At 71.9% G+C, this 22,267-nt stretch carries 22 protein-coding genes; 7 read left to right on the top strand and 15 right to left on the bottom strand.

The features are described 5' to 3' along the window. Positions 1-157: 157 nt before the first annotated feature. Complete coding sequence (locus ACFYWM_RS11230; RefSeq protein WP_389912173.1) at positions 158-916, top strand: SDR family NAD(P)-dependent oxidoreductase; 759 nt, start codon at positions 158-160, stop codon at positions 914-916. An 80-nt stretch (positions 917-996) separates the two neighbouring features. Here ACFYWM_RS11230 and ACFYWM_RS11225 read toward each other — a convergent pair whose 3' ends face one another. Then, on the bottom strand, positions 997-1,464 hold the full coding sequence (locus ACFYWM_RS11225; protein ID WP_389912170.1) for a peptidase inhibitor family I36 protein: 468 nt from the start codon (positions 1,462-1,464) through the stop codon (positions 997-999). Positions 1,465-1,782: 318 nt separating this feature from the next. On the opposite strand from ACFYWM_RS11225, the gene ACFYWM_RS11220 reads away from it, so the two are divergent. Next, positions 1,783-2,460 (top strand): HNH endonuclease family protein, encoded by a 678-nt coding sequence (locus ACFYWM_RS11220; protein ID WP_389912167.1) that lies wholly within the window; start codon positions 1,783-1,785, stop codon positions 2,458-2,460. On the opposite strand, the gene ACFYWM_RS11215 is transcribed toward ACFYWM_RS11220, so the two are convergent. The 3 genes from ACFYWM_RS11215 to ACFYWM_RS11205 all read right to left on the bottom strand — a co-directional run bounded on the left by ACFYWM_RS11215 (position 2,461) and on the right by ACFYWM_RS11205 (position 4,699). Further along, positions 2,461-2,868, bottom strand: a complete 408-nt coding sequence (locus tag ACFYWM_RS11215) for a PepSY domain-containing protein (RefSeq protein ID WP_389912165.1) — start codon at positions 2,866-2,868, stop codon at positions 2,461-2,463. Positions 2,869-3,130: 262 nt separating this feature from the next. Continuing rightward, positions 3,131-3,700 (bottom strand): hypothetical protein, encoded by a 570-nt coding sequence (locus tag ACFYWM_RS11210; RefSeq protein WP_389912162.1) that lies wholly within the window; start codon positions 3,698-3,700, stop codon positions 3,131-3,133. 153 nt (positions 3,701-3,853) lie between these two features. Next, positions 3,854-4,699, bottom strand: coding sequence for an STAS domain-containing protein (locus ACFYWM_RS11205; RefSeq protein WP_389912159.1), 846 nt, complete (start codon positions 4,697-4,699; stop codon positions 3,854-3,856). 105 nt (positions 4,700-4,804) lie between these two features. Here ACFYWM_RS11205 and ACFYWM_RS11200 point away from each other — a divergent pair, with 105 nt between their 5' ends. Together ACFYWM_RS11200 and ACFYWM_RS11195 are read left to right on the top strand one after the other, a co-directional pair. Continuing rightward, positions 4,805-5,821 (top strand): chemotaxis protein CheB, encoded by a 1,017-nt coding sequence (locus ACFYWM_RS11200; RefSeq protein ID WP_389912157.1) that lies wholly within the window; start codon positions 4,805-4,807, stop codon positions 5,819-5,821. A gap of 21 nt (positions 5,822-5,842) precedes the next feature. Next, positions 5,843-7,714 (top strand): CheR family methyltransferase, encoded by a 1,872-nt coding sequence (locus ACFYWM_RS11195; RefSeq protein WP_389912154.1) that lies wholly within the window; start codon positions 5,843-5,845, stop codon positions 7,712-7,714. Positions 7,715-7,827: 113 nt separating this feature from the next. Here ACFYWM_RS11195 and ACFYWM_RS11190 read toward each other — a convergent pair whose 3' ends face one another. Both ACFYWM_RS11190 and ACFYWM_RS11185 read right to left on the bottom strand, forming a co-directional pair. Beyond that, positions 7,828-9,399 carry an MDR family MFS transporter gene (locus ACFYWM_RS11190; RefSeq protein WP_389912152.1) on the bottom strand — a complete coding sequence of 524 codons (1,572 nt, stop codon included), beginning with the start codon at positions 9,397-9,399 and terminating at the stop codon, positions 7,828-7,830. A 97-nt stretch (positions 9,400-9,496) separates the two neighbouring features. Further along, the gene (locus tag ACFYWM_RS11185; protein ID WP_389912150.1) at positions 9,497-10,111 is read right to left on the bottom strand and encodes a TetR family transcriptional regulator; all 615 of its coding nucleotides are present in this window, start codon (positions 10,109-10,111) and stop codon (positions 9,497-9,499) included. 223 nt (positions 10,112-10,334) lie between these two features. Between ACFYWM_RS11185 and ACFYWM_RS11180 the strand changes: the two genes are divergently transcribed. Then, positions 10,335-10,856 carry a hemerythrin domain-containing protein gene (locus tag ACFYWM_RS11180; protein ID WP_389912147.1) on the top strand — a complete coding sequence of 174 codons (522 nt, stop codon included), beginning with the start codon at positions 10,335-10,337 and terminating at the stop codon, positions 10,854-10,856. A gap of 93 nt (positions 10,857-10,949) precedes the next feature. Here ACFYWM_RS11180 and ACFYWM_RS11175 read toward each other — a convergent pair whose 3' ends face one another. Together ACFYWM_RS11175 and ACFYWM_RS11170 are read right to left on the bottom strand one after the other, a co-directional pair. Then, the gene (locus tag ACFYWM_RS11175) at positions 10,950-12,209 is read right to left on the bottom strand and encodes a sensor histidine kinase (RefSeq protein ID WP_389912145.1); all 1,260 of its coding nucleotides are present in this window, start codon (positions 12,207-12,209) and stop codon (positions 10,950-10,952) included. Beyond that, complete coding sequence (locus ACFYWM_RS11170; protein WP_329091950.1) at positions 12,206-12,889, bottom strand: response regulator transcription factor; 684 nt, start codon at positions 12,887-12,889, stop codon at positions 12,206-12,208. Before ACFYWM_RS11170 ends, ACFYWM_RS11175 begins: the two co-directional genes overlap by 4 nt. A gap of 93 nt (positions 12,890-12,982) precedes the next feature. Between ACFYWM_RS11170 and ACFYWM_RS11165 the strand changes: the two genes are divergently transcribed. Next, positions 12,983-13,531: a hypothetical protein gene (locus ACFYWM_RS11165; protein ID WP_389912142.1), complete on the top strand. Its 549-nt coding sequence runs from the start codon at positions 12,983-12,985 to the stop codon at positions 13,529-13,531. A 134-nt stretch (positions 13,532-13,665) separates the two neighbouring features. On the opposite strand, the gene ACFYWM_RS11160 is transcribed toward ACFYWM_RS11165, so the two are convergent. Next, positions 13,666-14,763: a CU044_5270 family protein gene (locus ACFYWM_RS11160; RefSeq protein WP_389912139.1), complete on the bottom strand. Its 1,098-nt coding sequence runs from the start codon at positions 14,761-14,763 to the stop codon at positions 13,666-13,668. Beyond that, the gene (locus ACFYWM_RS11155; RefSeq protein ID WP_389912137.1) at positions 14,760-15,392 is read right to left on the bottom strand and encodes an RNA polymerase sigma factor; all 633 of its coding nucleotides are present in this window, start codon (positions 15,390-15,392) and stop codon (positions 14,760-14,762) included. Before ACFYWM_RS11155 ends, ACFYWM_RS11160 begins: the two co-directional genes overlap by 4 nt. A 169-nt stretch (positions 15,393-15,561) precedes the next feature. Here ACFYWM_RS11155 and ACFYWM_RS11150 point away from each other — a divergent pair, with 169 nt between their 5' ends. Then, positions 15,562-16,491, top strand: a complete 930-nt coding sequence (locus ACFYWM_RS11150; protein ID WP_389912134.1) for a hypothetical protein — start codon at positions 15,562-15,564, stop codon at positions 16,489-16,491. Between the two features lie 176 nt (positions 16,492-16,667). On the opposite strand, the gene ACFYWM_RS11145 is transcribed toward ACFYWM_RS11150, so the two are convergent. The 5 genes from ACFYWM_RS11145 to ACFYWM_RS11125 form a co-directional block, all read right to left on the bottom strand. After that, entirely contained in the window at positions 16,668-17,438 is a 771-nt protein-coding gene (locus ACFYWM_RS11145) for an IclR family transcriptional regulator (protein ID WP_389912131.1), read from the bottom strand. 52 nt (positions 17,439-17,490) lie between these two features. After that, positions 17,491-18,738: a (Fe-S)-binding protein gene (locus ACFYWM_RS11140; RefSeq protein WP_389912128.1), complete on the bottom strand. Its 1,248-nt coding sequence runs from the start codon at positions 18,736-18,738 to the stop codon at positions 17,491-17,493. Position 18,739: 1 nt separating this feature from the next. Continuing rightward, positions 18,740-19,987 (bottom strand): FAD-binding oxidoreductase, encoded by a 1,248-nt coding sequence (locus tag ACFYWM_RS11135; RefSeq protein WP_389912125.1) that lies wholly within the window; start codon positions 19,985-19,987, stop codon positions 18,740-18,742. Beyond that, positions 19,987-21,444 (bottom strand): FAD-binding oxidoreductase, encoded by a 1,458-nt coding sequence (locus tag ACFYWM_RS11130; RefSeq protein WP_389912122.1) that lies wholly within the window; start codon positions 21,442-21,444, stop codon positions 19,987-19,989. Before ACFYWM_RS11130 ends, ACFYWM_RS11135 begins: the two co-directional genes overlap by 1 nt. A 181-nt stretch (positions 21,445-21,625) precedes the next feature. Beyond that, the gene (locus tag ACFYWM_RS11125) at positions 21,626-22,261 is read right to left on the bottom strand and encodes a DUF1016 N-terminal domain-containing protein (RefSeq protein WP_389912119.1); all 636 of its coding nucleotides are present in this window, start codon (positions 22,259-22,261) and stop codon (positions 21,626-21,628) included. Positions 22,262-22,267 lie beyond the last annotated feature (6 nt).

Below are 22,267 nucleotides of genomic sequence, written 5' to 3'. Positions count from 1 at the left end.
CGTCCGTGGCCGGGGAAGCCGTGCCCCTTCGTGAACCGCCCGGATCATCGGAGACACAGGACGCCGCGTCGCCCGTGAGGGACACCCCTCACGGGCGATTCTCGTCGCGGTCACTAGAATCTCATTCGGCGCATTGGGTGGACGAAGGAGGATCCGGATGCTGGAACGATTCCGGCTGGACGGCAAGGTCGCGATCGTCACCGGCGCGTCCTCGGGGCTGGGGGTGGCGTTCGCGAGGGGCCTGGCCGAGGCGGGCGCGGACATCGTGATCGGTGCCCGAAGGAAGGACCGCCTGGAGGAGACCCGCGTCCTGGTCGAGGAGACCGGCAGGCGATGCGTGGCCCTCGTCACCGACGTGACCAGGCCGGAGGACTGCCAGGCACTGGCCGAGGCGGCGGTGGCCGAGCTGGGCGCGGTGGACATCCTGATCAACAACGCGGGTGTGGGCTCGGCGGTCCCGGCGCTGAAGGAGACGCCCGAGCAGTTCCGGCAGGTCGTGGACATCAACCTGCACGGCACCTACTGGATGGCGCAGGCCTGCGCCAGGCTCATGAGGCCGGGCTCCTCGATCGTCAACGTCGGGAGCATCCTGGGCGAGACGACCGCCGGGCTGCCGCAGGCCGCCTACAGCGCCTCCAAGGCGGGGGTCGTCGGCCTCACGCGCGATCTCGCCCAGCAGTGGACGGGCCGGCGCGGCATCCGGGTCAACTGTGTCGAGCCGGGTTTCTTCGCCTCGGAGATGACCGACCAGTACGCCGAGAGCTATCTGGGCTGGCAGCTTGAGCACCGGGTGCTGATGAAGCGCCCCGGCGACCCGGCCGAGCTCGTCGCCGCCGCGATCTTCCTCGCCTCGGACGCCGCCTCGTACGTCACCGGTGCGGTGATCCCGGTCGACGGCGGGATCCTGATCACCTGATCACGGTGGTGGGGGAGACCTCCTCCCCGGGGGCCGGGTGATCGGCCGCGCGGGGAGGAGGGGGCGGTGGCGCGTCGGCGTCAGGGGAGCCAGTCGACGGCGTCGACGGTGTCATTGGTCTCCAGCGACTCCTCCAGCGAGTGGTAGGGCGGCAGGATGCGATCGGTGCCGGAGTGGTCGATCAGCCGGACGGAGTAGCCGGTGTTGTTGATCCACGACGAGACGTTGTTCGCGGCGGTGGAGGTGGGGGTGCCCGGCATCGGCACCTCGCTCAGGTCGGTCGGGTAACCGGCGGGAACGCTGTATCCCGGCCCGCTGAAGCCGTAGTCGCGGTAGAGGCAGAGGCTGTTGAAGGCGCACTCGACGTTGTCGTCGAGCTGGACCACCCGCGGGGGCGGGGCGGGGAGCCGCGGCTCGGCCGCCGGGGCCGAGGAGGCCGCGGCGGACCCGGACCCGGACCCGGAGACCAGGATCAGGGTGGCCGCGGCACCGGCCAGCCCCGTCAGGGTTCGTACGAGGTGGGGACGACGCGATGAGATCTGCCTCACGCGAATCCTCTCCGTAGCGAATTGCTCACCGATTGTGAGCGCTCCTGGTCATTAGAACACCATCACTTTACGTAGTCGATAGTCGCGTTGAGTGAATATTCGAGGGCGCGCGTTTTCCGGAGATCCGGGCCCTTCGTCTTCGGGTGGAGCGGCCTTGATGGCCTTTGTGCAGGTCAAGTGAGAGATGTCGTTAAGGCGTAGATTGATGGGCCGGGAATTTCCTCGTTCCCCCAAAGACTGCTTGAGGCTTTTAAGATTGAGAACGGTATCTGGGGTAATTTGCCGCTTCAGAGAGTGACGCGCGTGAGAGGTGGCAGGGTGCGGGCTTCGCTGGTACGAGGTGTGGTCGTCGCGACGATCGCGTTCACGGTGGCGGGCTGCGGCCCGGTGCCGGGCGATGGTGTGGACGACGGGACGCGGTCCTCCGGCGGGGGGCAGTCGGCGTCCGAGGCGCTCAAGGACCTGAAGAAGCTCGAGGTCAAGGGACGCGCCTCGATGACCGGGTTCGACCGCGACGAATTCGGTCCCGCCTGGTCGGACGTCGACGGGAACGGTTGTGACACCCGCAACGACATTCTCATTCGCGACCTCAAGGAAGAGGTCTTCAAGAAGGGCGAGGACGGCTGCGTCGTGCAGTCCGGAATTCTCGAGGACCCGTACAGCGGCAAGACCATCAAGTTCGAGCGCGGGACGCGGACCAGCATGGCGGTGCAGATCGACCATGTGATCGCGCTCGCCGACGCCTGGCAGAAGGGCGCCCAGCAGTGGTCCGCCTCGAAGCGGAGGGAACTCGCCAACGACCCGCTGAACCTGCTGGCCGTGGACGGGCCGCTGAACGGCCAGAAGGGCGCCGGAGACGCGGCGACCTGGCTGCCGCCGCGCCGCGCCTACCGGTGCCCCTATGTCGAGCGTCAGATCAAGGTGAAGGTCAAGTACGACCTGTGGGTGACGTCCGGGGAGAAGGACGCCATGGAGGGCGTGCTCAAATCCTGCTGATCAGTCGTCGTGGTCGCGCTTCAGCTTGATGATCTTTCCGGTCCTCGCCGACACGTAGACGTCGTACTCCCAGGCGCCCTTGTGCAGCTCGACCTTCCAGGTCCGCTGACCGTGTTCCCACTCGCGCTCGACCTTGCTCACGCGCGCGCCGGGAACGCGCTTCTTGGCGATCTGTACGGCCTTGCGGGAGGAGATGTACGCCGAGGAGGTGACCGGCGCGGCGGCCGTGCCCGTGGCGCCGGTCACGGTCGCGCCGGTGCTGCCGGTGCCGCCGGTCACGGCGGTGGTGGTCGCGGTGGTGGTGATCGCCGCGCTGTCCGTCTGCGCGGCGAGGGCGATACCACCTCCACCGATCAGGAGAGCGGCGGTTGCGAGGGTTCCAACGGTAATCCTGGTAATTCGTGTCATGTGTCGAGATTTGCGGAGACTTTGCTAGGAGCGCGCTAAGGGAGCGTTAACCCGGGACGAGTTCGGCTCGCCGCCGGATTCCGGCGCGTCTCCATGGGCCACTTCGGACGGTCCGCGGCAGGGACGGACCGTCTCGGGGATGGACCGCGTTGGAGATCGGTCCGCGTCAGGGACGGTCGTTTGGAGGCCGGTCCGCGGCAGGGACGGACCGCGTTGGAGGCCGGTCCGTGTCAGGGGCCGGTCCGTTTGGAAGACGGACGCGTCAGGGACGGCGGTCCGCGCCGGAGGGCGGTTCGTCCGGGTCGCTTTCGGGGGCGGGGCCCGCCCGCTCGGCCATGGACGCCCTGTGCTCGTCGGCGGCGGCCTGACGGCGATGCGTCAGGGCCTGGAGCCGGTGGGTCTCCGCGTCCCCGCTTCCCGCCGTCGCGGCCCGGTCGTGGCTCGCGGCGGCGTTCCTGTGGGCCTGGGCCGCCGATCGGTACCCGGCCACCGCGCGCTCCCTGGCCTGGTCGGCCCGCCGGCGCGCCTTTCCCAGGTGGGCGTCGGCCCGTTCGGTTCGTTCGGCCCGTTCCTCACGCGCCGAGAGCGACGCGACAGGCATGGGAGAAGCGGGGGAGGCGGGGGCCGGGGGCGACGAGGTCGGGGGTGATGTCGGCGTCGTCTCGCCGCGGGCGAGTTCTGACCGGCGCTCGGCGGCCTGCCCGGCGCGCTCTCCGGCCTGGGCGATGCGCTCGCGAGTGCGCTCGGCCCACTCCCTCCGGGCCTCATGGCGTTCGTCCCGGGATTCGCCGGGGGTGTCCGGGCTGTCATGGATCTCGGGATCGCCGGCCATATGGCTTGCCCTTCGTGGAGCCGCTGAGGCGGCTCGGCGGGATTCCGTTCCCTTCGGGAAGCGGAAAAGTCGTGACATCATGCTTTCCGCTACGGCCACGGGTAACCGCGGCGGAGCCTGATCATCCGCTCGGCGATCCGGCCGCGGCGCGACTCAGCCGGACCCGGCGGGGAACGAGGGGGCGAGTGCGCGCGCCCGATCCGCCTTCGCCCGGCGGAAGTGGTCGTCGCAGGCCATCCTCACCGCGGCCCGCATCGCGATGTGGACGTCCAGCCCGGCCTGGAGGATGGCCATCCGGTCGTGGATCTCGGCCAGCGTCGCGTAGGTCGTCTGCGTTTGGAGGTGGAGGATCTCCAGGCGTGCCGCGGTCTCCCGCCTCAGGCGGGCGGCCCTCTCCAGCACGGGGTGCGCCGCGCGCCCGGCGGGCGGGTACCCCGCGCCCCCCTCGGCCGGGGGCGCCGTGCCCTCCGGAGCCGGAACGGGGGCCGTGTCCTCCCGGAGACCCGTACTTCCGGGATCGGTGGTGTGCCCAGGCGGGATGGTGTCCCGCGTGGAGAGCTTTTCCGGGCCGGGGGGCCCGGTGCGCCGGGTGGCGTCCCGGTGGGCGCGGCGCCCGCCGCCGATGCGCCGCATGACCGGGGAGTGCCGCCGGGGGACCGGCGGGACCTCGGGGAAGTCGTCGAGGCCGGAGGCGTCGACCAGGCCGGGGTGCTCGGGCCTCTGCGCTCCCCAGAGCACGGTGAACAGCCGGACCACGGTCGGGGAGGGGACGACGAACAGCTCACCTCCGGCCGCGCGGAGGCCCTCGTGGATCCGCTCCAGCGCGCGGGCCCCGCTGACGTCGCAGAAAAGCAGCTCCCCGGCGTCCACGAGGATGTGTCGCGTGCCCCCGAACATGAGCGACTCCAGCTCCGACTCCAGTAGCCGGTAGTTGAAGACGTCTATCTCCCCCATCACGGCCACCAGGGCCGTGTCACCATATTGGTGAATGATATACACCGACATATCCATATTGGCCATACCCTTCAAGGGTCATTAAAAAGGCCCGATGACAATCGTACGGTTCCCCAGTATGAATGGGTCCTGACGGGATAGAAGCTAAATGTGGCAGGTTCCAGCGGGCGTGATGTGGTGGTCGTCGCGGCTTCGGCCGGCGGCGTGGAGGCCCTGCGCGCCCTGCTCGCGCGGCTCCCCGGCGACCTCGCCGCCTCCGTCCTGGTGGTGTTGCACCTGTCCCCCCGAGCGGGGAGTACGCTCGCGGGAATCCTCGACCGGGCCGGGCCGCTGGAGGCCGCCACCGCGGGAGACGGCGAGTCCCTGCGGCACGGCCGGGTCTACGTGGCGCCCCCCGACCGCCACCTCATGGTCCAGAACGGCGAGATCCGGCTCTCGCGCGGCCCCCGCTACAACGGTCACCGGCCGGCCGCCGACCCGCTGTTCCTCAGCGCCGCGCTCGACGCGGGCCCCCGTACGCTCGCCGTCGTGCTGAGCGGCACGCTCGACGACGGGGCCAGGGGGTGCGCGGTGGTGGAGCGCCATCTCGGCGCGGTCGCCGTCCAGGACCCCCGGGCGAGCGCGTTCGACGGGATGCCCCGCGCCGCCCTGGCCGCGGCCCGGAGCGCGGAGGCGCTCCCGGTGGAGGAGATCGCCGAGTGGATCGTACGGAAGAGCGACACGCCCGCGGGGGACGAGATCGTGAGGGATCCGAACGTCGAGAAAGAGGTCGCCCTCTACCTGCTGTCGGGTGAGATCGGCCCGTACGGAGGCGATCCCACCGGCCTGAGCTGCCCGGAGTGCGGCGGGTCGGTGTACGAGGCGAGGAGCGGGGACGAGGCCCACTACGGCTGCCGGGTGGGGCACGGGTGGTCCCCGCAGGGCATGGCCGTGAGCCAGGCCGAGGCCGTGGAGCGCGCGCTGTGGACGGCGACCCTGCGGCTGGAGGAGCGGCTGCGCATGCTGGAGCGCATGCTGGAGCGCGCGCGGCTGCAGGGAAGGCGGCACTCGGCGCAGCGTCTGATGGAGGACGCCGAGCAGACCAGGCAGGCACTGGAGACGATGCGAATGCTACAAAGCCGCATCGACGGCAACGGCGAAGCCTTGCTCTCACGTAGCGGTCGGTAACGGGCCTAGGCTGGCAGTGTGATGCCCGGCGACGAACGTGAATTCGACGACCTCCTGCTCATGTTGAAGGAGACGCGCGGTTTCGACTTCACGGGTTACAAGCGCACCACCCTCATGCGCCGCATCAGCAGGCGTCTGGAGGCGCTGAAGCTCCGTGACTACGGCGAATACCGTGACTACCTGGAGCTGGAGCCCGAGGAGTTCAACCGGCTCTTCGACAGCCTGCTGATCAACGTCACCGCCTTCTTCCGCGATCCGGCCGCCTGGCAGACGCTCCGCGAGACCGTGGTCCCCTCCCTGCTGGCGAGCAAGGGGCCGGGCAAGGTCATCCGGGTCTGGAGCGCGGGCTGCGCGACGGGCGAGGAGGCGTACAGCCTCGCGATGGTGCTGGCCGAGCAGCTCGGCATGGACGAGTTCCGCGAGCGGGTGAAGATATACGCCACGGACCTGGACCAGAAGGCCCTCCAGACGGCGCGGGCGGCCGTCTACACCGAACGGCAGCTCGCCGACGTGCCGGAAGAGCTGCGCCAGGCCTACTTCGAGCAGGTGGAGGCCGGGTTCGCGTTCCGGCGCGACCTGCGACGCCAATTGATCTTCGGTCGCAACGACCTCACGCGCGACGCGCCGATCTCCCGGGTCGACCTCCTGCTGGCCCGCAACACGCTGATGTACTTCAACAGCGAGACCCAGCTCAGCATCGTGCGCCGGTTCCACTTCGCTCTCTCCGACCCCGGTTTCCTCTTCCTGGGCAAGGCGGAGATGCTGCTGAACCACGGTGACAGGTTCGAGCCGGTGAACCTCCGGATGAGGCTGTTCAAGAAGATCGGATCGCCGCCGCCCGGCGGCCGCGCCAACTGGGCCCCCGGCGCGGGCGCGTCGCAGGCCCGCCCGTACGTGCGGCACACGGTGCTGCAGGCGGCGGCGCTCTCCACCGGCCCGGTCGCGCAGATCGCGCTCGACCGCTCCAGGAACCTCGCCCTGGCGAACTCGCGCGCCGAGCTGCTCTTCAACCTCAACCCCCGCGACATCGGGCGGCCGTTCCAGGATCTGGAGGTGTCCTACCGGCCGGTCGAGCTCCGCTCGGTGATCGAGCAGGTGGAGCTCGACCTGCGCGTCGCCGAGCTGCAGGACGTCACCTGGCACCGGCCGAACACGCCGGAGCCGAGCGTCTTCGACATCGCCGTCGTCCCGCTCCTGGAACCGGGCGGCGAGCTGATCGGCGTCGGCGTCAACTTCCACGACGTGACGCGCTACCGCCAGCTCCAGGACCGGCTGGAGCAGACGAACCGGGAGCTGGAGCACGCCTACGAGGAGCTGCAGTCGACCAACGAGGAGCTGGAGACCACCAACGAGGAGCTGCAGTCCACGAACGAGGAGCTGGAGACCACCAACGAGGAGCTCCAGTCCACGAACGAGGAGCTGGAGACGATGAACGAGGAGCTGCAGTCGACCAACGACGAGCTCCAGCAGATCAACGACACCCTGAACTCCCGCAGCGACGAGCTCAGGCGGGCCACCCTCCTCGTCTCCTCGGTGGTACGCAGCCTCGGCGATGCCGTGGCCGTGATCGACGCCGACCTGCGGGTGCTGGTCTGGAGCCCGGGGGCCGAGGAGCTGTGGGGACTCCGCGCCGACGAGGCGGTCGGCTGCCGGCTGGCCTCCCTCGACATCGGCCTTCCCGTCGGGGAGCTGCTGGCCAGGGCACAGCGGATGCTGGAGGCGGGGCCGGAGGCGGGGAACGGCCGTGACCACGGCGTCACCCTGGACGGCGTGAACCGGAGGGGACGCCCCGCCCGGCTCAACGTCGAGTTCTCCCGCCTGCACGACGAGGACATGTCACCCCATGGAGTGATCATGGTGATGAACCTCCTCCAGCAGGATCAGGACCAGTAACAGATGCCGGGGACGGGGCAGAGGACGGTGGCGGTGCGACGGCGTACGCGCCGATCCGGCCTCTGAAGGACGCCCCCGGCGCGCGGTTCCCTCGCGTCTCGGGCGGGAGCCGTTCAGTGACCGGCGTTCATGGCCTGCTCCCGGACCAGCCGCTCCTCGCCCGACAGCGTGTTGAGCGGCTTCTCCTTGATGAACAGGACCGCCACCAGCGCGAGCGCGGTGAGCGGCACGCCGATGAGGAACAGTTCGGCGGTGGCCGTCGCGTACACGTCCTGGATGATGCTGACGACGGGGGCGGGCAGCTTGGAGATGTCGGGCACGGCCTCGCTGTCGCCGCCGGCGGCGGCCATCGGGCCGAGCTTCTCCGTCATGAGCGTGGTGATCCGGTTGGCCAGCACCGCGCCCAGGGCGCTGACGCCGACGGCGCCGCCCATGCTGCGGAAGAAGGTCAGCACCGAGGTGGTGACCCCCAGGTCGTGGGCGGGCACGTCGTTCTGGGCGGCGAGGACCAGGTTCTGCATGAGCATGCCGACGCCGATGCCGAGCACCGCCATGTAGATCCCGAGCAGTACCGTGCCGGTCTGGCCGTCGATGGTGCTGAGCAGGCCCATCCCGGCGAGCATGACGACGCCGCCGGCCACCAGGAAGCCCTTCCAGCGGCCCCACTTGGTGATGAGCTGGCCGGCCACGGTGGAGGAGACCAGCAGGCCGAACACCATCGGCAGGCTCAGCAGGCCGGCGACCGTCGGCGACTTGCCGAGCGCCACCTGGAAGTACTGCGACAGGAAGACCGTGCCGCCGAACATGGCCACGCCGACCAGCACGCTCGCCACGGTGGCGAGGGTGACGGTGCGGTTCCTGAAGATGGTCAGGGGGATGATCGGCTCGGCCGCCCGCGACTCCACCCAGACGGCCAGCGCGAGGATGACCACGGCGCCGCTCACGAGGCCGACGGTCCACCAGGAACCCCACTCGAACTGGTTACCCGCCAGCGACGACCAGATCAGCAGCGTGGACACGCCCACCGTGATCAGCAGGGCGCCCAGGTAGTCGACCTTGACCTCCCTGCGCACCACCGGCAGGTCGAGCGTGCGCTGCAGCAGGACGATGGCCAGGATCGTGAACGGCACGCCGATGAGGAAGCACCAGCGCCAGCCGAGCCAGGAGGTGTCCACGAGCACGCCGCCGATGAGCGGGCCCGCCACGGTGCCGACGCCGAACACGGCGCCGAAGATGCCGGCGTAGCGGCCGAGCTCACGCGGCGGGATCATGGCCGCCATCACGATCATCGCGAGCGCGGTCATGCCGCCGGCGCCGACGCCCTGCACGACGCGGCTCACGATGAGGATCTCCACGTTCGGCGTGAGGCCCGCGATCAGTGAGCCCACCACGAACAGTCCCAGCGAGAGCTGGATCAGCAGCTTCTTGTTGTAGAGGTCGGCCATCTTGCCCCAGAGCGGCACCGTGGCCGTCATGGCCAGCAGCTCCGAGGTGACGATCCAGGTGTAGATGGTCTGCGAGCCCTGCAGGTCGGTGATGATGCGGGGCAGGGCGTTGGCCACGACGGTCGAGGCCAGGATGGATACGAACATGCCCACCATCAGCCCTGACAGCGCCTGCAGGACCTTTCTCCTGGAGGCGGGCGCCGCGGCCACAGAATCGGGCTGCGTGCTGGTGGATGTCATCTTTCCTCGATTTCTCGGACGGGGACCGGCACCCCGCGGGACTTCCGCGGGCGCCGGGAGAACGGAGACGTTCGCCGTGGCGACAGGAGGAGGGCGCTCACGGGTCGGGCAGGCCGGCGGCGAGCCGGGAGAAGGCCTCGTCGACCAGGTCGGCCAGCGCCGGGTGGCCGCCCGCGGCACTCCAGCGCATCATCGCCGCCCGGAAGGCCGCCATGGTCACCGCGGTGACCAGCTCGGGATAGCCGCTCGTGCCCGGTTCGACGCCGGTCCTGCGCGCGACGGCCGCCGTTATGGCGCGCTCGGTCTCGGTGCCGCTGGCGACCAGCCGAGGCAGGAGCGACGGGTTCTGCTCCAGCACCTTCAGCCGCAGCAGCCACTGCTCGCGCCGCTGCTGGACGTGCTCGGCCTCGACCCGCGACATCAGGCGCAGCGCCTCCAGGACCGGCACCCTCGCGGGGACGGCCTCCAGCCTCTCGCGCAGCTCGTCGGCGGACGCCGGGCTCGCCCCGACGAGCGCGTCCTCCTTGGACGGGAAGTAGTTGAAGAACGTACGCGAGGAGAGGTCCACCGCCGTGGCGATGTCCTCCACCGTCACGCCCGCCAGCCCGCGCTCGGCCACCAGCGTCAGGGCGGCGTGCTCCAGTGCCGCACGGGTTTCGAGCTTCTTCCGATCTCTCCGGCCGAGCTCGTAGGTGCTCTCCACGCTGGTCACGGTGTCAACAGTAGAGATGAAATTTCAGATTCTGCAACATTTCATCATCTGAAGTGCGGAAGATCACACGTGGAGACCGCAAGAGAGGACGGGCGAACCGGGCGGAAGGCCGCGAGCACGGTAGGCCACCCGAGGACGCTCCGTAGGTGGCGTACCACCGCGAATATCCCGGAACCCGGGACTTCGGGGACACTGGCCGGAGTGACTTGTCCGAAGGGAGAGCATGAACGCACGTTCCGAGGCGGGCGGCCGCCTCACCGCACTGGGCACCCAGCTGCTCGAAGTGCACATCTGGCTCCGCGAGATGCTGGAGGACCTCCAGGACGGTGTCGACGACTACCTCGACGGCAAGGGGCTCCCGCCACGGGATCTGCGCGCCCACTGCCTCGCCTTCTGCACGGCGTTGACGCGCCACCACACCGGCGAGGACCGGGGCGCGTTCCCGGCGATCGCCGAGGAGTTCCCCGAGCTGCGCAAGGTGCTCTCCGACCTGCGCACGGACCACAACCAGCTGGACTGGCTGATGGGGAACCTGCGGAAGCTGCTCGCGTCACTCCCGGAGGAACCTGACCCGGCCACGGCCTCCAGGGTGCGCGAGGAGGTGCAGGCGCTGTCGGCGGTCATGCGGACACACTTCATCTACGAGGAGAAGAAGCTGATCTCCGTGCTCAACTCGATGGACGTCCCCGAGTGGCGCGAGAACCGGCCCGACTTCCTGCTGATCGACGACGAGGACGAGTTCTGAACTCCCTCCCGGCGGGGTCTCCCGCCGGGGGAACGGCGATCGCGGGCCGTCGGGGCTCGACGGCACGCCGATCCGACGGCGAGGGCCCCGGGGTCAGGGGGTGACGACGGGCAGGAACAGGACCACGCTCGCGCCGCCCTCGGGGGAGGTCCGCAGGGACAGCGAGCCGCCCGCCGACTCCGCCGTGCGGCGGGCGATGTCGAGGCCCAGACCGGTCGACCCGGCACCGCTCTCGCCGCGCTGCGACGGGTCGGGCGTGGCGAACCCGGGCCCGGCGTCGGCCACGGTCAGCAGCGCGCCGCTCCCGGTCGCCTCCAGCCGTACGGAGAACGAGACCCCCTCCGGCGTGTGCGCGAACACGTTGCCGAGCAGGGCGTCCACGCAGGCGGCGAGGTCGTCCGCGGCGACCCCGACCGGCAGCGGGCCGGGGGCCAGGTCGAGGGTGAAGTGCCGCGACTGGTCCTCGGCGAGCACCGACCAGAACGCGACCCGCGCCCCGGTCACCGCCGCCGCGTCGCACCCGGCCCGCTCGCGCCCCCGCCGCCTGGCCTCGGTGATCACCGAGGTGACCGCGCGTTCCAGGGCGTCCACCCGCGCCTCGATCCTGGCCGACTCCTCGGGGTCGGCCAGCGACTCCACCTCCAGCCTCAGCCCGGTCAGCGGGGTGCGCAGCCGGTGGGACAGGTCGGCGGCGCTCTCCCGCTCCTCCGCGAGCAGGCCGGTGATGCGCTCGGCCAGGTGGTTGAGGGCGACGCCGACCGCCTGCACCTCCGGAGGGCCGTCGGGCACCGTCCTGGCGGACAGGTCGCCCGCCGCGAGCCGGTGCGACACCCCCGCCAGCGCGCTGATCGGCCTGATCACCGCGCGGGCCAGCCGGTCGCCGACGAGCACGCCCAGCCCGACCAGGGCCAGCCCGAGCGCCGCCAGCCCGGCCCACACCTGGGGCACGCCCCTGGTCAGGCGGCCGTCGTCGAGGAACACCCGGACCACGGCCGTACCTCCGGGCGCCCCCTGGACCGCGACCAGGATCTCCCGCCCGCCGGGGGCGGCGGCGGTGACGCTGCGGCCCCGGGAGGCCAGCTCCACGGCGGGGGAGCGCGGGGCGGGGTCGCCGACCACCTCGCCGCCGGGCAGGAAGACGGTGACCGGGTGCTCGGCCTGCTCCGCGGTGAGCCGCAGGGTCTCGGTGTCCACCGCGCCGACCACGATCGCCACCGACTCGGCCTCGCTCTCGGCCTCGCTGACCGCCCCGCTCACCGCCACCGTGCGTACCAGCAGGGCGAGCGGGACGAGCAGCGCGATCAGCACGAGGGAGGTGGTCGCCGCGACCAGCAGGGTGAGCCAGCGCCTCATGCGGGGGCGGCCAGTCGCACGCCGACGCCCCGGACGGTCTGCAGGTAACGAGGTTCCTGGGACGTCTCGCCCAGCTTGCGGCGGAGCCAGGAGAGGTGGACGTCCACCGTCTTGTCGGCTCCGCCGTAGGGGATCTGCCAGACGTGGGTGAGCAGCTCCCGCTTGGTGACCACCTCGCCGGGCCGGGCCGCCAGGTAGTGGAGCAGGTCGAACTCCCGGGGGCTCAGGTCCAGCGGCGTCCCGTCCAGGGTCGCCTCCCGGGTGCGCGGGTCGATCCGCAGGCCCCCGACGGTGACCGCGCTGTCGGCGCGGCTCTCACCGGCCATCCGCCGGAGCACCGCCCGGATCCGCGCGTCGAGCTGGGCCGCGCTGAACGGCTTGACCACGTAGTCGTCGGCGCCCGCGTCCAGCAGCCTGACCATCTCCGCGTCGCCGTCCCGCGCGGTCGCCACGATCACCGGGACCCGGCTCACCGCGCGGAGCATCCGCAGCAGGTCGAGGCCGTCCATGTCGGGCAGGCCGAGGTCGAGGACGACCAGGTCGGGGCGTTCCTCGACGGCCAGCCGCAGGCCGTCGAGAGCGGCGGGGGCGGACGACACGGCATGGCCGCGGTCGCGCAGGCCCCGGGTGAGGGAGGTGCGGATCGCGGCGTCGTCCTCGATGAGCAGCACGTTCGACATTTGCCGCCACGTTAGCCCCCTCCCGTACCGCGTCAAAAGCGGGTTAGCCGCTCCTTAGCGTTGTCTTATCGTTTTCGGTGGCACAGTGAGGACATGCGCAAGCGTTTCTCCCTGGTCGTGGCCGGATGGCTGATCACCGGGCTCCTCGCGATCGGGGTGGGGGTGGCGGTGATCGACCGGCTCAGCGAGCCGTTGACGGACACCGGGCTCCGGCCGCTCTCCGCCGCCGAGGTCGACGAGGCGCTCGCCCTCGCCTCCTCCCTGCCCAACGCCCTTCCCCCGTCGGTCCCGCCCTCCGTTCCCCCGTCCACGCCTCCGTCCGCCTCGCCGTCCGCTCCTCCGGCCGAGGGCACCCCCGCGCCGACCGTCACGGTCACCGCCACCGCCACGCCCGCCGCGCCCGCCGCGGAGCCCGGCAAGAGCCGGTTGATCACCACGGCGGGCGGCAAGGTCATCGCCCGGTGCGAGAACGGCCTGGTCACCCTCCGGTCGTGGAGTCCCGCCCAGGGGTTCCAGGCCGACGACGTCGAGCGCGGGCCCGCGAGCCGGGCCCGCGTCGAGTTCGAGACCGAGGAGGACGAGGTCAAGGTCGAGGTCCACTGCGCGGCCGACGGCTCACCCGTCCACCGCGTCCACAGCTGATCGGGCACGCCCGGGGCCGGGAGCCCCGGAGCCGCGCCCGATCCCGTACGGCGTCCGGGGCGTGTCCCCGGCGCCGGGCCTCACCACCGGGCCCCGGCGCCGTGGCGGACGCGGGGTGTCGCGGCCGTCAGCCGTCAGCCGCAGCCATCCGCCTTGCCGTCCGCCTTGCCCTCCTCCGGGTCCGCGTCGGGAGCCTCGTCGGCCACGGTCACCGAGAGCTGGGCGGTCGAGGCGACCAGACTGCCCTCGGGCGACCTGGCGGCCTTCTCGTCGACCACGATCCCGCGCTCGCCGAGCAGCTCGTACGTCTTCGCGTCGAAGATCAGATCCTGCCTGACGCCGTCGGCGCCGACCCTGCCGACGCCGATCCCCTCGCGTCCCGCCGCGTCCTCGGCCCGCTCGGTGACGTCGACCCCGGGGATGGTGCCCACCGCCTTGAACAGCGCCGCCCGCTGCGCCGGGGGCATGTAGGTCTCCCTGAGCATGTCGCCCGCCGCGGTGAAGGCCGCCCCGTCCTTCGAGTCGCCGCCCCGGTCGCCGGTGTAGAGGTGGGCGCGCATCCCCTCGGCGTCCGCGGGGAGTTTCCTGAGCGCCGCGTGGTCGGTGCGCAGGTACCCGGGGGTCTTCCCGCAGTTCACCAGCGGGAGCGTCTCGACGCCGGTCTGCTCGTACGCCCTCTCGGGGATCGGCCAGCCGGGGTAGGCCCTGGGCTCCAGGTGCTCGATCCGCACCGAGCCGTTCCTCGTCCCGTCGGCCGACAGCCAGATGACCCGCTTGGTCCGGTAGAGGTAGCGGGTCTCCCCTTCGGTCTCGCCCGTCTCCGCGTTCGTCCCCGTGCCGCTGAAGGAGCCGTACATCGTCTCCGACTCGACCTTGACGAACTGGTCGTCGCGCGGCGCCAGGTCCGTCCTCGCGGCGGCCCGCGCCGCCCTGTCGAGAACCTCGCTCGCCGAGACCGCGGCGATCTCGGGCATCGTCACCACGACCTCCCGCACGGCTTCCCGCGAGCCTCCCCGGGTGCCTGTCAGGGTGATCGCGGTCGCCCCCACCGCCACCGCGAGCGCCCCGGCCAGTGCCATCGCGTACGGCCCGCGCCACCGCGGGCTCCGTCCCCGGGCCCGCGGCGCGGCGGCCGCGGCCAGCCCCAGCCGGGCCGCCTGCCTCGCCCCCTCGTCGTACGCGGGCGCCTCGGGCCGGATCGCGGCCACCAGCCGGATCTCGTCATCGTTCATCTGTGCGACTCCAGGGAGCGGCGGATCTTGGTCCGGGTACGGGAAAGGCGGGACCTGACGGTCCCGATCGGGATGCCGAGCGCCTGCGCGGCCTCCTCGTAGGACAGGTCGGCCCAGGCCACCAGCAGGAGCAGGTCCCGCTCGGCGGCGCCGAGCCGGGCCAGCGCGGCGGCGAGGGCGGGCCTGAGCCGGTCGGCGGTGACGCGCTCGGCGCTGCGGTCCTCGAACCCGTCCGCGCGCTCGGGAGCCTGCCGGGCGAGCGCCTTCAACCTGCGGGTCTCCGACCTGCGGTGGCCGGAGATCAGGTTGGAGGCGATCCCGTACAGCCAGGGTCTGGCGTCGGCGCGGCCGAGGTCGTACCGGGCCCGCTTGCGGAAGGCCACGAGGAACGTCTCGGCCGTCACGTCGTCGGCCGTGGTCACGTCGTCCAGCCGCCGCGCCACGTACCGGTGGATCTCGTCGGCGTGGCGATCGAAGAGCCCGGCGAACCTGTCGGGGTCCGTCAGGGACTCGCCGATCAGCGTCGCGTCGGTCGCGTCACCGGCGGGTGGGAGCGACGGGAGGGCCCCGGCCCGTTGGGGGAGACCCAGCGTCACCACCCGCTTCGTCCAGTCGTTGTCACGGTGCATCCTTACCGGAGCGCGTCCGCGCTCTCACCCCCTACTCCGCCGGTCACCTGTATCGAGTTCCAAAGATGTATATGTCTCCCTTGGGCGTCGAGTCACCGGAGGTCACCTCGCGCGTGATCGGCCGCCACTAGGCTCCGCCTTCACGAAACGGGTGCGAAAGGGAGAGATGATGAGCGCTCAGAAGGCCGGGGGCGGCAGGCGGCTGCTGCTGAAGGGGTTCCTCCTCGCGGTCGCCCTGCTGGTGGTCTCCGGGTTCGCCCTCAGCGCGTGCTCGCGGGTGAGCACCCAGCCCGACGAGGTGGTCCTGCACTACGCGGGCGGCGTCCTTGAGGCCATCAAGTTCGAGAAGTGCATCAACCCCTCCAGCGGCGCCACGCTCCTCGGCCCCGGCGACAACGGGTACTCCTACCCGTTCGGCCAGCGGACCTTCGACTTCTCCGGGGCGGACGACGCCGAGTCCAAGCCGCTGTCGGTCGTCTCGAAGGACAACGTGGAGATGGTCGTGTCCGGGGTGGCGACGTTCACGCTGAACACGGACTGCAAGACGCTCCAGCAGTTCCACGAGAAGATCGGGCTGAAGTTCCGCGCCTACTACGAGGAGGGCGAGTCGTCCGACGGCTGGCGGCGGATGCTCAACATCTACATGAGGGTGCCGCTGGACCGCGCGCTGGACGCCGCCTCGCAGGAGTTCGAGTGGCGGGGCCTGTTCAACGACCCGAAGGTGAAGCAGGCGTGGGAGGCCCGGGTCGGCGAGCTCGCCAGGCAGTTCATCAAGGCGACGGCCGGGGGCGACTACTTCTGCAACCAGAACTACGGGGGCAGCGGGCAGTGCGGTGACATCTCCCTCACCATCCAGAAGCCCGAGCCGCCGGAGGCCCTGGTCGCCGCGCTCGCCTCGGAGCAGGCGGCCAAGGCGGAGAACGTCGCGCAGACGCAGCGCAACGCCAAGGTCCGCACCGAGATCGAATCGATCAAGGACCTCGTCAGGGTCCTCGGCCCGCAGGGCGCCGTGCTCTGGCAGGCCATCCAGAAGGGGCAGGTCAGCGTGGTCCCGGTGCCGCAGGGCAGCAACCTCAACATCACCCCTCCGGGCCGCTGACCTCCGCACTCGCGCTCGCATCCGCCGCCCGGCGGCCGTCGCGAGGAGGCGTGCCGGTCCTCGGAACCCTCGTCCGATGACCGGCACCGGAGGCGGGCCTGCCTCCGGAACCCCCGCCGGGTGATCCCGCAATCGCCTCACGCGTGCCCGCCGGGGCGGGCGACCGGCTCACGACGTCACGGCGCGCCGTCCGCCCTGGCGGGCACGACCGGGCCCAGCTCGGCGCCGAAGTCGTGCGCGATCCTGCGCATGCCCTCGGCGAGGTCGCGCCGGTCGAGCGCGGTGATGCGCTCGGCCGGTCCGGACACCGACAGCGCGGCGATCGTCCGCGCCCCGTCCCGTACGCCCACCGCCAGGCAGTGCACGCCCAGCTCCTCCTCGCCCAGGTCCATGGCGTACCCGTGCTCCCGCACCCGTTCCAGCTCGGCGAGCATCCCCGGCAGGTCGGTGATCGTGTTGGCGGTCCTGCGCGGCATGCCGGTCCGCTCGACCAGCGAGGCCACCTCGGTGTCCGCCCTGTCGGCCATCAGGACCTTCCCCACGGCCGTGCTGTGCGGCAGCACCCGCCTGCCGACCTCCGCGAACATCCGCAGCCGCCTCGGTGAGGGCACCTGGGCGACGTAGACCACGAAGTCACCCTCCAGCACCGCCAGGTTGGCCGTCTCGCCCGACAGCTCGACCAGCCTCGTCAGATACGGCTGCGCCCACACGCCGACCATGCGCTCGGCCACCCCGCCGAGCCGCACCAGCGCGCCGCCCAGGGCGTAGCGGCGGTCGGACTCCTGGCGCACGTAGCCCCGCGCGAGCAGGGTGCGCAGCAGCCGGTGGATCGTCCCGTACGGCAGCCCGGTCCTGGCGGCGATCTCCGAGAGCCCGGCCTCGCCGCCCCGCTCGGCGAGCGCCTCCAGCACGTCCAGGGCCCGGTCGACCGACTGCACCGCGCTCATGCGTCCCCCTCGGTCCCGTACCGGCCGGGCCGCCCACCCGCAGGACCCCCGCTCACGGCACCCTCGCCAGCCCGCGCAGCGAGGCGTCGAGGACCTGGGCGGTGTGCGCCACGGGAAGGGGGGCCTCGCCCCGGCGGCGGATCGCCGAGGCGATCTGCATGGTGCAGCCGGGGTTGGCCGAGACCAGCAGGTCGGCGCCGGTGGCCAGCACCCGCTCCGCCTTGCGGTCGCCGAGGTCCCTCGCGGTCTCCGGCTGGAACAGGTTGTAGGTCCCCGCCGAGCCGCAGCAGATCGCCGACTCGGCGATCTCCCGCACCTCCAGGCCGGGAACGCCCTCCAGGAGCTTCCGGGGCTCCGACCGTATCCCCTGGGCGTGGGCCAGGTGGCAGGCGTCGTGGTAGGCCACGGTGAGCGGCAGCGGGTGCCGCTCGGCCACCGGGCCGAGCGCGACGAGGTACTCCGCCAGGTCGACGGTCCTGATCGCCCGCGCCCTGCCGGCCCAGTCGCCGCCCTCGCCCTCCAGGATCTCCGCGTAGTCCTTCATCGTCGACCCGCATCCGGCGGCGTTGACCACGATCGTGTCGACGCCCGCCCGCTCGAAGGTGGCGATCGTCCGCTTCGCGAACCGCAGGGCCTGCCCCTCCTGGCCGGAGTGCAGCGACAGCGCCCCGCAGCAGCCCTGCGACGGCGGGATCACCACGTCGCAGCCCTCCATCGCGAGCACCCGGGCCGTGGCCGCGTTGACCTGCGGGAAGAACTCCCCCTGCACGCAGCCGGTGAGCATCCCGACCGTGGCCCTGCGCGTCCCCCGCGCCGCGACCCTGCCCGGCAGCCGCACCCTGGCGGCGGCCGGGGGAGCGAGGTCGGCCATCGCGGCCAGGGAGGGGTTGATCCGCTCCAGCCTCGGCGCGACCGCGCGGCGCAGCCCGGCGCTGAGCCGCAGCGGCAGCCGCATCGCCCGCAGCCTCCGGGGATAGGGGAACAGCTGGAAGACCAGCGCCCGCAGCGCCCTGTCGTCCGGCTCCCGCACGTGCACCCGCTCCACCTCTGCCCGGGTCTGCTCGATCAGCCGGTCGTACCTCACCCCGGACGGGCAGGCGGTCACGCACGCCATGCACCCCAGGCAAGCGTCGAAGTGCCCGGCCATCTCCGGCGTCAGCGGGGTGCCCTCGACGTGCTGCTTCATCAGGTGGATCCGGCCGCGCGGGGAGTCCATCTCCTCGCCCCACAGGACGTACGTCGGGCACGAGGGCAGGCAGAACCCGCAGTGCACGCAGTCGTTGATCAGCTCAGGGTCCACGTCAGATCCCTCCCGCGAACCGGCCGGGGGACATCCTCCGGCCGGGGTCGAACCGTTCCTTGATCCGTCGCATCAGCGGCAGGGCGCCCGACGGGCCCCAGCGGTCGACCTCGCCCGCGAGATCGGGGGGCGCCACGAGCACGGTCAGCCCGCCTCCGAGCCGCCGCAGGTCGTCGCGCACGCCCGTCACGAACCCGGCGAACTCCGCCGCGCCGACGTCCCGCGGCAACGCGACCCGCAGGACCGCGGAGGCCACCGACCCGCGCACGCGCGCGGGCAGCCCGCGCGCGGCGACGGCGCCCAGCGCCGGGTACGCGGCGGCGGGCGGGACCCGCAGCTCCAGCAGCACCTCCTCGCCGGGCGGCACCCCCCACCAGGCGGGCGCCTCGGTGGTGATCCGCGCGCTCCCGTACTCGTCCATCGGCTTGCGCACGGCCTCGGCCCGCGCGCCGGCCGCCACCCCCTCGACGAGCGCGGACACGGTGGGCCCGCCGGTGAGATCCGGCCAGTCCAGCTCGACGGCGCTCGGCTCGGCCTGCGAGGCCGCGAGCTCGGCGACCAGCGCGGCCTGCGCGTTGTCCGTAACGGAACCCGGCAGGTCCACGGTGACCCAGCGGCGGTCGGCGGGGAGCGGGTGGAGGCGGAAGACGGCCTCGGTGATGACGCCGAGCGTGCCGTACGAGCCGGTGAAGAGCTTGCCCAGGTCGTAGCCCGCGACGTTCTTGACGACGTTGCCGCCCGAGGTGGCGGTCGTGCCGTCGGCCAGCACGACCGTGACGCCGATCAGCAGGTCGCGGGCGGTGCCGTAGCGGAACCTGCGGGGACCGGCGACCGCGGTGGCGAGCGTGCCGCCGACCGTTCCCGCGCCCGGGGGGGTGTCCAGGGCGAGCTCCTGCCGCGACCGCGCGAGCGTGGCGCCGAGGACGTCGAGGGGGAGCCCTGCGCCGACCCGTGCCACGAGGTCGCCCGAGGAGTGCTCGACCCCAGACCCGTCGCCCAGGAGCAGGCAGCAGGTGTCGATCAGCAGGTCACACCGTTCGGGCGGGTTGCCCCAGTCGAGCTTGGTGCCGTCTCCCACCGGGACCACGGCCAGGTCGTGGGCGGCCGAGACGCGCATCAGCGCGGCGACCTCCCCGGTGTTCTCCGGCAGGGCCACCCAGCGCGGCGGGACCCCGCCCACCGCGTCGTCGGCGGTCGCCTCCCTGATCGTCACGCCCGTCTCGCGCAGGGCTTCCAGAGGTGCTCCCATCAGAAGTGCTCCGCCTGTCCGGACTCGACCAGCGGGTGCACGCCCTTGCGGACCCCGGGGACCTCGCCGCACAGCCGGGGGGTCGGGAAGATCTTTCCCGGGTTCGACAGGCCGCGGGGGTCGAAGGCGCAGCGCACCAGCTGCATGGTGTTGAGATCGTCCTCGGAAAACATTTTCGGCATATATCGGGACTTGTCCACACCGACGCCGTGCTCGCCGGTGATGGACCCGCCGTGCTCGATGCACAGGTCGAGGATCCTGCCCGAGACGATCTCCGCCCGCTCGCCCGCGCCCGGCTCCGCGTCGTCGAACAGCACCAGCGGGTGCAGGTTGCCGTCACCGGCGTGGAAGACGTTCGCCACCCTGATGCCGTACTCGCGGGAGAGGGCGTCGATGCTCGCCAGCACCCCCGGCAGCGCGGTCCGGGGGACGACGCCGTCCTGGACGATGTAGGCGGGGCTGATCCGGCCCACCGCCGCGAACGCCGACTTGCGGCCCCGCCAGATCGCGGCCCGCTCCGCCGGGTCGTCGGCGACCCGTATCTCGAACGCGCCGCTCTCCCGGCACAGCCGCGTCACCTCGTCGAACTGGTGCGCGACCTCCTCGGCGGGGCCGTCCAGCTCCACGATCAGCACCGCCCCCGCGCCCTCGGGGTAGGCGCACGCCACGGCCGCCTCGGCAGCCTCGACGGCGAGGGCGTCCATCATCTCGATCGCGGCCGGCACGATGCCACCGCCGATGATCGCCGACACCGCCCGCCCGCCCCGCTCGATGTCCTCGAACGCCGCGAGCAGCGTCGTGACGGACTCGGGCAGCCTGCTCAGCCGCACGACGACCTTGGTCGCGATGCCGAGGGTGCCCTCCGAGCCGACGAACGCGCCCAGCAGGTCGTAGCCGGGATCGGTGTCGGAGAGCTCGACGATGTCGCCGTCGGGGGTGACGATCTCCAGGCCGACCACGTGGTTGACGGTGAAGCCGTACTTCAGGCAGTGCGCGCCGCCGGAGTTCTCCGCCACGTTGCCGCCGATCGTGCAGACCTGCTGGCTGGAGGGGTCGGGCGCGTAGTAGTAGCCCAGGTCGCGGACGGCCTCGGTGATCGCCAGGTTGGTGACCCCCGGCTCCACGGTCGCCCGCCGGTTCGGCACGTCGACGGAGAGGATCCGCCGCATCTTCGAGGTCACCACCAGCACCCCGTCGGCCCGGGGCAGGGCGCCGCCCGACAGGCCGGTCCCGGCGCCCCTGGCCACGAAGGGCAGGCCGTACTCGTTGCAGATCCGCACCACGGCCGCGACCTGCTCGGCGCTCTCCGGTAGCACCACGACGCCGGGGGTGACCCGGTGGTGGGTCAGCCCGTCGCACTCGTAGGTGCGCAGCCGTACGGGATCGGTGATGACCGACCCGGGGCCGAGGAGTTCCTCGAACCTGCGGGCCGGCTCGTCCAGGGTCTTCGTCGACATCGCTCCTCCTCCGGCGAGCCCGGTGAGCCCGGTGTGCCCCGTGTGCCCCGTGTGCCCGGCGCGTCCGGCGGGTCCGGCGGTCCGGCGCCGCCGGTGATCGCCGGCCTCCGTCGGCCGACCGAGGACGTCGTCTTCCTCACCCTCGTCGTCCTCGTCGTCTGCGTCATCTATGTCGTCTGCGTCATCTGTGTCTTGAATTCTCGCTCAGCGCGGCGGCGCCGGCGCTCCTGCCGTGCCTCGGGCCGTCGTCCACGAGCCCGGCGAAGCGGGGCTCGCCGGCCGCCCGCTGGGAGGCCCGGCAGTCGGGGGAGGGCGGCGTGCGGGCGGGCCCCGAGGGGGAGCGGCGGATGCGCAGGTGCAGCCGACCCTTGATCATCGTGATCAGGACGCCCCTGGCCCATCCCTCGTCCGCGGTCTTGCGCGCGTAGAACTCCCTGGTCGCCCTGCTGTCCAGCATATCCAGCAGGACGATGTGGTGACCCCAGGGAATCGGCCGGGCCGTCTGCGGCACGGAGTCGGGCCAGGCCGCCGCGAAGGCCCTCATGTAGAGGAGGTTGGTCCGTGAGTATCCGATTGCCTCGGGGAACGCGCCGCGCAGGTCGGCCGAGAGCCGGGGCACCGCCCTCCTGCCCCACTCGTCGTCGGGCTGCCGGTCGAGGATGTGGCGGCCGATCCGCCAGTACTGCCGGATCAGCTCGGTGTCGGTGGTGAGCAGTGCCACCCGCCCCCTGCTGCCGATGATCTCGCGTTTGACGGCGTCGAGCAGTGCTTCGTACTCGCCCCGATCGGCTCCTTCGCCGTTCCTGTCATCGCTCATGCACGC

This window comes from Streptosporangium sp. NPDC002721 (assembly GCF_042888905.1).
GTDB lineage: Bacteria > Actinomycetota > Actinomycetes > Streptosporangiales > Streptosporangiaceae > Streptosporangium.
This window is presented reverse-complemented; position numbering and strand designations above follow the sequence as displayed.